This is a genomic window from Pseudomonas sp. BBP2017 (assembly GCF_003024385.1).
In the GTDB taxonomy this organism is placed as follows: Bacteria; Pseudomonadota; Gammaproteobacteria; order Pseudomonadales; family Pseudomonadaceae; genus Aquipseudomonas.
In genome coordinates this window covers 308755-320478 of the sequence record NZ_PVZN01000003.1, presented here as the reverse complement: position 1 = coordinate 320478, position 11724 = coordinate 308755, and the positions used below count along the sequence as shown (strand labels likewise).

Below are 11724 nucleotides of genomic sequence, written 5' to 3'. Positions count from 1 at the left end.
ATGCGTATTGCATTTATCGGTCTGGGCAACATGGGCGCGCCGATGGCGCGCAACCTGATCAAGGCCGGGCATCAACTGCAGCTGTTCGACCTGAACAAGACCGTACTGGCCGAGCTTGCCGAGCTCGGTGGGACGATCAGCAGTTCGCCGCGCGATGCCGCGCAGCACAGCGACATGGTCATCACTATGCTGCCAGCCGCCGCTCATGTGCGGGGTGTGTACCTGAACGAAGACGGTGTACTGGCCGGTGTTCGTGCCGGTACGCCAGTGGTCGACTGCAGCACGATTGATCCGCAGACCGCCCGTGATGTCTCGGCGGCCGCAGCGAAGCAGGGCGTGGACCTGGCCGATGCGCCGGTGTCCGGTGGCACCGGTGGTGCGGCGGCGGGCACCCTGACTTTCATGGTCGGCGCCAGCGATGAACTGTTCGCCACGCTGCAGCCAGTGCTGGCGCAGATGGGCCGCAACATTGTGCATTGCGGTGCGGTGGGCACCGGGCAGATCGCCAAGATCTGCAACAACCTGTTGCTGGGCATCTCGATGATTGGCGTGTCGGAAGCCATGGCCCTGGGCAATGCCCTGGGCATCGACACCAAAGTGCTGGCGGGCATCATCAACAGCTCCACCGGGCGTTGCTGGAGTTCGGACACCTACAACCCGTGGCCGGGCATCATCGAAACCGCTCCGGCCTCGCGAGGCTACACCGGCGGCTTTGGTGCCGAACTGATGCTCAAGGACCTGGGCCTGGCAACCGAGGCGGCGCGCCAGGCGCACCAGCCGGTAATCCTCGGTGCCGTGGCGCAACAGCTGTATCAGGCCATGAGCCTGCGCGGTGACGGCGGTAAAGATTTCTCGGCGATTGTCGAAGGCTATCGCAAGCCCGAGTAAAAGTGCATCGCCAGCAAGGCTGGCTCCTACAGGTACTGCGCACACTTGATTCTGTAGGAGCTGGCCTTGCCAGCGATGGGCTGCGCAGCAGCCCTGACGTCGTCAGGCAAAAACGAAGTATTTACGCACGGTCTCCACCACCTCCCAGGTGCCTTTCATCCCCGGTTCGATGACGAACACGTCACCCGCTTTCAGATGCACCGGCTGCTCACCTTCAGGGGTGATCACGCAGTAGCCGTCGAGGAAATGGCAGTACTCCCACTTCTCGTAATTCACTTCGAACTTGCCCGGGGTGCAGATCCAGGTGCCCATGATCTTGCTGCCATCCTCGGACAGGTAGGCATTGAGGTTCACCGTGTGCGGGTCGCCGCCAATGCGTTTCCACTTGGTCGCATTCAGCACGGGGGTAGGGCAGGTGTCGCGCAGAACGGTGATGAAGTCGGACATGTCAGCTCCAGATGATCTTATGAGAGGTCCGTCACCATAGGTCTGATCTAACCGGGGGAGTTGTCTGGGGTCGACGTCGAGCGCTCGATCTGCGCCTTACTCAGATATCGCGCCAATGGCTAGCCGAAGACGGGCTGAGCATTTCGATCAGTTGAATGTCGAAATCGCGCTCCAGGTAGTCCATGCGCTTTTCGAAGAACGCTTGCATGTGCGGCAGGGCCGAGTGCACGTTCAACGCGGCCTTGCTGGCCCAGATCTCGTAGAACACGAACAGGCTCGGATCTTCCTTGTCGCGCAGCATGTGGTACTCGATGCAGCCAGGTTCGGCGCGGCTTGGTTCGACATAGGCGCGGAACAGGGCTTCGAAGGCTTCGGCTTGTTCCGGGCGGGTTTTGGCTTTGAGAATGAAGCCGTAGGGTTCGCTCATGAGGTCGACCTCTGGTGGGGGAGGACCTGATTTTATTTCAATAATGTAGATGTGATTCGTGCTTTTCAGTCAAAAGTATTTTGTCTGGCCGACGGTTTTTCCAGCCTTGTGCATCCCCTAATCTGCCGCCATCCAAATTCAACCGATCCCAAGCCGCCACAGACAGCGCAGCGGATCGAACGACAGATGAGGCAAGTGATGAAAAAAGTCCTGTTGCTCAATGGCGGTAAAAAATTCGCCCACTCCGATGGCCGCCTGAACGAGACCCTGCACGAGGCCGCCCTGGCATTTCTCGACCGCGCCGGTTTCGACATCAAGACCACCTACATCGACGGCGGTTACGACAACGCTGAAGAAGTGCAGAAGTTCCTCTGGGCCGACGTGATCATCTATCAGATGCCAGGCTGGTGGATGGGCGCTCCGTGGACGGTCAAGCAGTACCTGGATGAAGTCTTCACCGCCGGTCACGGCAGCCTTTACGCCAATGACGGGCGCACACGTTCCGATGCTTCACAGAAGTACGGCAGCGGCGGTCTGATCCACGGCAAGCAATACATGCTGTCGCTGACCTGGAACGCGCCGCAGCAGGCGTTTGATGACCCGAGCGATTTCTTCGAAGGCAAAGGTGTGGATGCGGTGTACTTCCCGTTCCACAAGGCCAACCAGTTCCTCGGCATGAGCGGTTTGCCCACCTACCTGGCGGTGGATGTGATGAAGCGCCCGAACGTCGAAGCCGCAGTGGCTGCCTACGAGCAACACCTGGCCCGGGTTTTACAGACTCAGGCCTGATGAAACCTTGCGCTGGCCGCGCCAAGCGGCTATCTATCACGGCTGTTGCTCACCCCGGGGTACAGTCGTGAAAGCCAGGTCCGATGAATTGCAGGTGTTCGTCTCGGTGATCGAGTGCGGCTCGATTTCCGCAGCCGCCGAACAGGGCGGGCAGACGCCTTCGGCGATCAGCCGGACCTTGTCGCGTCTGGAGGCCAAGCTCGGTACGACGCTGATCAACCGTACGACCCGGCGCATGGACCTGACCGAAGAAGGACGATTCTTTTTCGAACGGGCCAAGTTGATCTTGCAGCAGATGGATGAGCTTGAAGAGCACCTGTCGGTACATCACCAGACGCCTTCCGGGCGCCTGCGCATCAACGCCGCCTTGCCGTTCATGCTGCATGCCATCGTGCCCTGGGTCGGCGAGTTTCGTGCGTTGTATCCGCAGATCCAGCTTGAGCTCAACACCAGTGACCTGATCATTGATCTGATCGAGCAGAGCACCGATGTCGCCATCCGCATCGGCGAGCTGGCTGACTCCAGTCTGCATGCCCGTTCCCTCGGCTGCAGTCCATTGAGTGTGCTGGCCAGTCCTGAGTACCTGGCGCGCCATGGCACACCGGAACGAGTTGAAGACTTGCAGGCGCATTCGCTGCTCGGTTTTACCCAGACCGAAACCCTCAACCATTGGCCGTTGCGTCATGTCGAGGGTGATCGCTTGCTGATCAGCCCGAGTCTGTCGGCTTCCAGCGGTGAAACCTTGCGCGAGCTGGCCCTGGCTGGTGAGGGCATCGCCTGCCTGTCGCACTTCATGACCCATGAAGATATACGCACCGGTCGTTTGCAGGTGGTTTTGCCAGAGCACAACAGTGGCTATCGCCAACCAATCAACGCGGTGTACTACCGCAACTCGCAGCTGGCCCTGCGCATTCAGTGCTTCCTCGATTTCATCCAGCACAAACTGGCGATCTACGCCTGCTGATCGCTCCCAGTACGACAAAACCTTCCTGGGAGCGGCGATTTTTCCTGTGGTGTTTGATTAGTTTTCTGACATCAGCCTTAATGGCTGTTCAACGAAAACAACACCAAGGAAGCTCTCATGCGCGTTGTGATGTTCCGAACCCTGGGCCTGAGTGCCGCGATACTCGCCAGTTCATCGGCTTACGCTGTGACGTTGGAAGGTGGCGCGGTGGCCGCACCCGATCAATATGGTGCACAGGTGGCCGCAGAAGTTCTCAAGAAAGGCGGTAACGCGGTAGACGCCGCTGTCGCCACCGCCTTCACCCTGGCTGTGACCTACCCCGAAGCTGGCAACATCGGCGGCGGCGGTTTCATGACCTTGTACATGGACGGCAAACCCTACTTCCTCGACTACCGCGAAGTGGCGCCCAAGGCTGCCAGCCGCAACATGTACCTGGATGAAAAGGGCGAGATCATCGAGAACCTGAGCCTGGTCGGTGCCCGCGCCGCGGGTGTGCCGGGTACGGTGATGGGCTTGTGGGAGGCGCATCAGAAGTTTGGCAAACTGCCTTGGGCTGAGTTGATCACCCCGGCAGTGGGCTATGCCAGGAACGGTTTCAAGATCGCAGCCAAGCAGTATCAGTACCGCGAAGATGCTCTGGGCCTGTTCAAGGACAGCACCAATTTCAACGACTACTTCGGTAGCATGAAAGTCGGCGAGACCTTCAAGCAGCCTGAGCTGGCGCAGACCCTGGAGCGCATTGCCGACAAAGGCGTCAGCGAGTTCTACCAGGGCAAGACCGCCGACCTGCTGGTCGCGCAGATGCAGGCTGACAAGGGCCTGATCAGCAAAGACGACCTCAAGGATTACAAAGCGCTATGGCGTGAGCCGATGGGTATCGAGTGGCGCGGCAATATGGTCTACACCGCGCCGCTGCCAAGCTCTGGCGGGGTCGCCCTGGCGCAACTGTTGGGCATCAAGGAAAACCGTGCGGCCGACTTCAAGGGGGTCGAGCTGAACTCGGCGCGCTATATTCACCTGCTGGCGGAAATCGAGAAGCGAGTGTTCGCTGACCGTGCTGACTACCTGGGCGACCCGAATTTTTCCAAGGTGCCGGTGGATAAGTTGATCGCCAAAGACTACATCGCCAAGCGTGCCCAAGAGGTCAATCCGAGCGCCATCTCAGAAACAGAGAAAGTCCGTCCGGGCCTGGAGCCACATCAGACCACGCACTTCTCCATCGTCGACAGACAGGGTAACGCGGTCAGCAATACCTATACCCTGAACTGGGATTACGGCAGTGGGGTAGTGGTTAAAGGCGCAGGCTTCCTGCTCAACGACGAGATGGACGACTTCAGCTCCAAGCCGGGTGTGGCCAATGCCTTCGGCGTAGTCGGCGGCGACGCCAACGCCATTGAGCCGGGCAAGCGCATGCTCTCGTCCATGGCGCCGACTTTGGTGACCCGTGATGGCCAGGTCACTCTGGTGCTGGGTACACCGGGTGGTTCGCGGATCTTCACTTCGATCTTCCAGGTGCTGAACAACCTGTATGACTACAACCTGCCGCTGGAGAAAGCCGTGGCGGCGCAGCGCGTGCATCACCAGTTGCTGCCTAAGGACACCATCTACTTTGACGCTTATGCACCATTGACCGGCAAGGTGGCGGAGGAGCTGAAGAAGATGGGTTACACCCTGGAAGATCAGGGTTGGGAGATGGGCGATATCCAGGCGATCCGGGTTAACGGTACGGCGCTGGAGACCGCTTCTGATCCGCGTGGGCGGGGTGTTGGGCACATCGTTAAGTAAGTGCTGAACTGATCGCGGGGCAAGCCCGCTCCCACAGTGGGAGCGGGCTTGCCCCGCGATGCTTTTAGACGCGGAAGTGGCTGACCATGGTCTGCAACTGATTACCCAAACGCGCCAGTTCAACACTGGACGCTGCGGTTTCATCACTGGCCGCCGCCGTCTGTTCCGACACATCGCGCACGTTGATGATGCTGCGGCTGATCTGCTCGGCCACCGCACTTTGCTGTTCGGCTGCCGCGGCGATCTGCTGGTTCATCGACTGAATGTTCGACACCGTGCGAGTGATGCTTTCCAGCGAGGCACCGGCCTTGCGGGTCAGTTCGACGCTGCTGTCGGTCAGGTTGCGGCTGCCGAGCATTACATTGGCCACTTGCTGAGTACCGCTCTGCAGGCCGGCGACCAGCTCTTCGATCTCTTCGGTGGACTTCTGCGTGCGCTGGGCCAGGCCGCGAACTTCGTCAGCAACCACGGCAAAACCACGTCCGGCTTCACCGGCACGAGCGGCTTCGATGGCGGCGTTGAGCGCTAGCAGGTTGGTCTGTTCGGCCACCGACTTGATCACGTCCATGACGCTACCGATCTTCTGGCTTTCCTGCTGCAGTAGGCCCATGGCTTCGGTGGAGCGGTGCACTTCTTCGGCCAGGCGTTCGATCTGGCTGATCGCCTCGGCAACTACCTGATCACCGGCACGCGCTTGCGCATCGGCGTCGGTGGCGGCAGACGAAGCATGTTCGGCGTTACGCGCAACTTCCTGCACGGTGGCGGCCATTTCGTGCATGGCGGTGGCGACCTGATCGGTCTCGACTTTCTGGCTGTTGACCCCGGCGCTGGTTTCCTCGGTCACGGCCGACAACTCTTCGGCAGCGCTGGCGATCTGGGTGACGCCATCGCGGATGCCGCTGATCAGGTCACGCAGGGTCGAGCCCATACGCTGAATGCCTTGTTGCAACACGCCCAGTTCGTCGCGACGGGTAACGCGCAGGTTGTGGGTGAGGTCGCCGGCGGCGATTTTTTCCACCACGGCCAGGGTTTCGCGCAGTGGCCGGGTGATCTGGCGGGTGATGATCACGGCGGCCAGCACGCCGACCAGCAAGGCCAGCAGGGTCGCGGTGAGCTGCAGGGTTCGGGCCTGGGCACTTTCGCTGTCACGGCGTTCGAGCTGGATCTTGTACAGCGCATCGCTGATTTTGACGATGGTGGCGCCTTGTACGGTCATTTCCTGGCGAGCGACGGCAACATCGGCGGTGGCATCGCGGAACAGACGCACGGCATCACGGTAGGCCAGCACTGCGCTTTCGAACTGCTGGATGCGTGCGGCTTCGTTCGGCATCTGGCGGTTCAGGCTGGTAATCTCGGCCAGGGCACTATCGAGCTGACGCAGTGCCAGCTGTTCGGTTTCGCTGCTGATGTCAGCAATGTAGCTGCGCACGGCCAGGCGTACCTGGAACAGCTGTTCCTTGGCCTGGGTGATGGTACGGAATTGCTCCAGGCGGCTGCTGTCACCTTCAGACAGGGCAAGAATATCGCGGTTGATCGCCTCGATCAGCTCGATGGCGCGCGAAGCGGCCAGGGTCATGGCATCCCGCGCGGCAAGACTGCTTTTGTAGCCGGCACGCATCTTGTTGATCGAGACCTGATACTCGCTGATGGTCTGGCCCAGTTCCTGAAGCAACTTGACGTTTTCCGGGCTCTTGAAGCTTTTCAGCAGTTTTTGCTGCTGTTCACTGAAGGCATTCAACTTGACCTGGACATTGCCCGCGGCGGCATCGTCGCCGTTGGTCAGCATGTACTGCAGGCGGGTGATGCGCAGGTTGGTCAGGTCACTGTTGAGCTGGGTGATGTCGCTCATCCAGTTGCTGCGGTCGATCAGCCCACCCATGCTGTTCCAGCCGGTCAGGGCCAGCAGGCTGGTGAGCAGCAGCACCAGGCCGAAGCCCAGGCCGAGTTTCAGGTTGACACTGATGTTGGCAAACCAGCTATTCATGCAATCCCTCCAGGAACGTTGTGCTTCTTGATCCATATCGCTGGAAGGTTGTTGTTGTTTTTGATGGCCAGCCGATCATCTGAGCAGGGTTTATCGGCGGCTTGCGCCGGAGCTGAAACGCTTTTTCAGCAAAAATGCTCAGTGGTCGTAACCGGATTTGTCCGCAGCAGTCGGCAAGGGCTGCTGCGGATCAGTGGTGAAGGGTTATAGCGAGCGGACGGTGAAGGTATCGCACTGATTGATGTCGCCCTTGGCAAAGCCGGTCTTGAACCAGCGCACACGCTGCTGCGAGGTGCCGTGGGTGAACGAGTCCGGTACCACTCGACCCTGGCCCTGCTGTTGCAGGCGGTCGTCGCCAATGGCATTGGCGGCGTTCAGGGCTTCTTCGATGTCGCCGGGTTCGAGCCAGTTCAGGCGCTGTTGAGCCTGGTACGCCCAGACGCCGGCCAGGCAATCGGCTTGCAGTTCCTGACGCACCAGCAGGCCATTATCGCCTTCCATCCGCTCACCCCGCTGACGCGCAGCCTGGACCTTGGCCGACACGCCCAGCAGGGTCTGCACATGGTGACCGACTTCGTGAGCGATGACGTAGGCTTGAGCGAAATCGCCGGCAGCCGCGAAGCGCTGCTCCATCTCGCGGAAGAAGCTCATGTCCAGGTAGACCTTCTGGTCAGCGGGGCAATAAAACGGCCCGACTGCCGAGGAGGCAAAGCCGCAGGCCGAGTTGATCTGGCCGCTGAACAGGGTCAGGGTCGGGTCTTTATACTGGCGCCCGGCCTGGGCGAAGATCGCCCGCCAGGTGTCTTCGGTGTCGCCGAGGATCGAGGCGACGAATTCGGCCTGCTCATCATTGGCGGGCGGGGCCTTGCCGGTACCGGTGCTGACCGGTGCACTCTGTTGGCCCATCTGCCCGGTTAATTGCCCAAGGATCTGCAAAGGGTCCTGGCCGGTCATCCAGCCGATGCCGACGATCAACAGAATCGCACCGATGCTCAGGCCCTTGCCACCGCCGAAGCGCATGCCGCCACCACCCTCGCCACGGGCATCGACCACATTGTCGCTACGCCTGCCTTTTCGCCATTGCATGAGTGCTCTCCGAGCTTGGAAACATGAGCTCAAAGATTAGTTCACTGAGCGTCGCAATGTCAGATCCCTGGTAGTTGCATAACCATTTGGTTATGTTTGCCTGGGTTATTTTCAATGTTCTCCAGAACGTACATGCCGGAAACTGCAAGCTCGCCTGCCACGTCCAGGCGCTCCAATAATTCCAAGACAGGAGAACGGCATGTCTGCGCAAGACAATAGTCGCTTCGCTATCCGTGATCGCAACTGGCACCCGAAGGCCCTTACTCCGGATTACAAAACCTCCATTGCCCGTTCGCCGCGTCAGGCGCTGGTGAGTATTCCGCAGTCGATCAGCGAAAGCACTGGACCGGACTTTTCTCACTTGAGGTTCGGCCAGCATGACCATGACCTGCTGCTCAACTTCAACAACGGCGGGCTGCCCATCGGCGAGCGGATCATTGTTGCTGGCCGCGTCTGCGACCAGTACGGCAAACCGATCCCGCATACCTTGGTTGAAATCTGGCAGGCCAACGCCGGTGGCCGTTATCGTCACAAGAACGACCGCTACCTGGCGCCGCTGGACCCCAACTTCGGAGGCGTCGGCCGCGCCTTGACCGACAGCGAGGGTTACTACAGCTTCCGTACCATCAAGCCGGGCCCATACCCTTGGCGCAATGGCCCCAACGACTGGCGCCCGGCGCATATCCATGTGTCGATCAGCGGTCCGTCGATTGCCACCCGCTTGATCACCCAGCTGTATTTCGAAGGTGATCCGTTGATCCCGATGTGCCCGATCGTCAAGTCGATTGCCAACCCTGAGGCAGTGCAGAGCCTGATCGCACGGCTGGACATGAGCAACGCCAACCCGATGGATTGTCTGGCCTACCGCTTCGACATCGTCCTGCGCGGCCAGCGCAAAACCCACTTCGAAAACTGCTGAGGAGGTGACCATGCCCATTCAATTGCTGCCGGAAACCCCTTCGCAGACTGCCGGACCGTATGTGCACATCGGCTTGGCCCTGGAGGCCGCCGGCAATCCGACCCGCGACCAGGAGATCTGGAACCACATGGCCCGGGCCGATGCGCCGGGTGAACATATCCTGGTGTTCGGCAACGTTTATGACGGTAACGGTCATCTGGTCAGGGATTCGTTCCTTGAGTTCTGGCAGGCCGACCACAACGGTCAGTACCAAGGCGATTTCAACCTGGAGCGACCGTTCAACAGCTTCGGTCGTACTGCCACCACGTTCGATGGGGGTGAGTGGACCCTGCACACCGTCAAGCCAGGTGTGGTGCGCAATGCTGCGGGTGTGCCGATGGCGCCGCACATCAACGTCAGCCTGTTTGCCCGGGGGATCAACATCCATCTGCAGACGCGTCTGTACTTCGATGATGAGGCCCAGGCCAACACCCAGTGTCCGGTGCTTAATTTGATTGAGCAGCCGCAGCGGCGCGAGACCCTGGTGGCGACCCGCTGTGAGGTGGATGGCAAGTTGGCGTATCGCTTTGACATCCGCATTCAGGGTGAGGGTGAGACGGTGTTCTTCGATTTCTGATTTTTGCTGGCGCTATCGCGGGGCAAGCTCGCTCCCACAGGGTATTGATGTGGGAGAGGGCTTGCCCCGCGATCATTCGTATTCAGTAACCCCGGCAATATGCCGCCCGGCGATGTAGCCAAACGTCGCCGCAGGCCCCAGATTGATTCCGCCCGCCGGGTAATGCCCGGCCATGATGCTGGCCATGTCGGTTCCCACTGCATACAACCCGGCGATGGGCTGGCGCTGGCTGTCCAGAACCTGGGCATGCTGGTTGGTCCGCAACCCTGCGAAGGTAGCAAAACACCCCGGCTCGACTTTCACCGCATAAAACGGCCCTTGCTCGATCGGTGCCACGCACGGGTTCGGTGTGTGCTGGGCGTCGCCCTGTTTGCGGTTGTACGGCGTCGAGCCGCGACCGAACGCCGGGTCTTCACCCAGGCGGGCATGGCGGTTGTACTCATTCACGGTATCGCGCAAACCTTGTGGGTCGATGCCACAGGCGCGCGCCAGGGCTTCGATGGTCCTGGCGCTTTTCAGGTAGCCCGAGGCGATAAATGGCTGTAGCGGCAGCGGAAAGGGGCGGGACATGCCGAGGCCATAGCGGCGCTGAAAGGCGTGGCTGCAAATCAGCCAGGATTCGACTTTGTCACCGGGCGCTTGGGCGACCATGGCGCTGACATAGTCGTAGTAGCCATCGGCTTCGTTGACAAAGCGTTTGCCGTTGGCCAGTACGCCGATGATGCCAGGCTTGCCGCGCTCGATGATATGCGGGAAATGGCCTACTGTGCCGTCCTTGTGTGGTACCCGTGAAACCGGCGCCCAGGCTACCGGGCTGTGCAGGTCGTCGGCGACCTGGCCGCCGACACTTTCACCCAGGCGCAGACCGTCACCGTTGGCACCCAGGGGCGGCAAGGCCAGATGTTCATGGCCGCTGGGCGTGCGTGGGAACAGGGCCTTGCGCCGTTCGATGTCATTGGCAAAACCGCCGGCGGCGAGGACTACGGCCTTGCGTGCATGAATGCTGACAGGGCCGCGTGCGGTGTCGATCACCGCACCGCAGACACGATCCTGCTGGTGAAGCAGTCGTTTTGCCGGCGCCGACTCCCAGAGCAACACCCCCAGATCTTCCGCCGATCTGGCCAACCGTGCGATGAGGGCGACGCCGTTGACCAGCTGCATGGCCCGGCCGTGCAGGGCGAGGTCGAGCAGATGGCGGCTGAAGCGCTTGCTGACGTGCAGCAGCGAGCGCCACGAGCGGGTCAGGGTCAGGAAGGCGCCCAGATCCTTGCCAGCCATGATCGGCATGCCCATGAAGGAAGTCTCGCGCATGGTTTTGCGCAGGCGCTTGAGCAGTTTGCCGACCTTGCGTCCGTCATAGGGCGCGGCGATCACCGAACGCCCACCTGTACCGGCGCCTGGCGAATTGCCGTGGATGTCGGCAATGCTGTTGCCGTCGGCGAATTGCAGCGCCGTATGCCGTTCGAAGAACGACACCATGTTCGGTGCCGCTTCAAGAAAAGCGTCGATCATCTGTGCATCGAATCGCTCGCCCAGTTCGTGTTCGAGGTAGGTGCGCGGCTGGGCACGCTTTTCGATGATGCCGGCGCGTTGTGCCAGCGGGTTGCATGGCACCCACATCCAGCCGCCGGACCAGGCCGTAGCGCCACCGAATACCGGATCCTTTTCGACCACAATGACTTTCTGACCATGCCAGGCGGCGGTTACCGCTGCAGATAAACCGGCAGCGCCGGAGCCGATGACCAGTACATCGCAATCCACGCAGGAAGGGGTGGGGGTATCGACAGCCATGGGCAGTGTCTCCTCGAACAGTGAATTT

11 protein-coding genes are annotated in these 11724 nt (G+C 60.5%); 6 read left to right on the top strand and 5 right to left on the bottom strand.

The window, feature by feature from the left end:
* Window positions 1-888: a 3-hydroxyisobutyrate dehydrogenase gene (gene mmsB, locus C6382_RS07070; protein WP_107023800.1), complete on the top strand. Its 888-nt coding sequence runs from the start codon at window positions 1-3 to the stop codon at window positions 886-888.
* 102 nt (window positions 889-990) lie between these two features.
* On the opposite strand, the gene C6382_RS07065 is transcribed toward mmsB, so the two are convergent.
* Window positions 991-1335 carry a cupin domain-containing protein gene (locus C6382_RS07065; protein ID WP_038614945.1) on the bottom strand — a complete coding sequence of 115 codons (345 nt, stop codon included), beginning with the start codon at window positions 1333-1335 and terminating at the stop codon, window positions 991-993.
* 100 nt (window positions 1336-1435) lie between these two features.
* Window positions 1436-1762, bottom strand: a complete 327-nt coding sequence (locus tag C6382_RS07060; RefSeq protein ID WP_107023799.1) for a putative quinol monooxygenase — start codon at window positions 1760-1762, stop codon at window positions 1436-1438.
* 198 nt (window positions 1763-1960) lie between these two features.
* Between C6382_RS07060 and C6382_RS07055 the strand changes: the two genes are divergently transcribed.
* The 3 genes from C6382_RS07055 (at window position 1961) to ggt (ending at window position 5300) form a co-directional block, all read left to right on the top strand.
* Window positions 1961-2551, top strand: coding sequence for an NAD(P)H-dependent oxidoreductase (locus C6382_RS07055; protein WP_107023798.1), 591 nt, complete (start codon window positions 1961-1963; stop codon window positions 2549-2551).
* 67 nt (window positions 2552-2618) lie between these two features.
* The gene (locus tag C6382_RS07050; protein ID WP_107023797.1) at window positions 2619-3515 is read left to right on the top strand and encodes a LysR family transcriptional regulator; all 897 of its coding nucleotides are present in this window, start codon (window positions 2619-2621) and stop codon (window positions 3513-3515) included.
* A 117-nt stretch (window positions 3516-3632) separates the two neighbouring features.
* Entirely contained in the window at window positions 3633-5300 is a 1668-nt protein-coding gene (ggt, locus tag C6382_RS07045) for a gamma-glutamyltransferase (RefSeq protein WP_107023796.1), read from the top strand.
* Window positions 5301-5364: 64 nt separating this feature from the next.
* On the opposite strand, the gene C6382_RS07040 is transcribed toward ggt, so the two are convergent.
* On the bottom strand, window positions 5365-7284 hold the full coding sequence (locus C6382_RS07040; protein ID WP_107023795.1) for a methyl-accepting chemotaxis protein: 1920 nt from the start codon (window positions 7282-7284) through the stop codon (window positions 5365-5367).
* A gap of 204 nt (window positions 7285-7488) precedes the next feature.
* Window positions 7489-8370, bottom strand: coding sequence for a neutral zinc metallopeptidase (locus C6382_RS07035; protein WP_107023794.1), 882 nt, complete (start codon window positions 8368-8370; stop codon window positions 7489-7491).
* A gap of 199 nt (window positions 8371-8569) precedes the next feature.
* Here C6382_RS07035 and pcaH point away from each other — a divergent pair, with 199 nt between their 5' ends.
* Both pcaH and pcaG read left to right on the top strand, forming a co-directional pair.
* Complete coding sequence (pcaH, locus tag C6382_RS07030; RefSeq protein WP_107023793.1) at window positions 8570-9289, top strand: protocatechuate 3,4-dioxygenase subunit beta; 720 nt, start codon at window positions 8570-8572, stop codon at window positions 9287-9289.
* Between the two features lie 10 nt (window positions 9290-9299).
* Window positions 9300-9905 (top strand): protocatechuate 3,4-dioxygenase subunit alpha, encoded by a 606-nt coding sequence (gene pcaG / locus C6382_RS07025; protein WP_107023792.1) that lies wholly within the window; start codon window positions 9300-9302, stop codon window positions 9903-9905.
* A 72-nt stretch (window positions 9906-9977) separates the two neighbouring features.
* Here pcaG and C6382_RS07020 read toward each other — a convergent pair whose 3' ends face one another.
* A complete protein-coding gene (locus tag C6382_RS07020) occupies window positions 9978-11696 on the bottom strand; it encodes an FAD-dependent oxidoreductase (RefSeq protein WP_107023791.1) in 1719 nt (572 codons plus the stop codon).
* Between the last annotated feature and the right edge of the window lie 28 nt (window positions 11697-11724).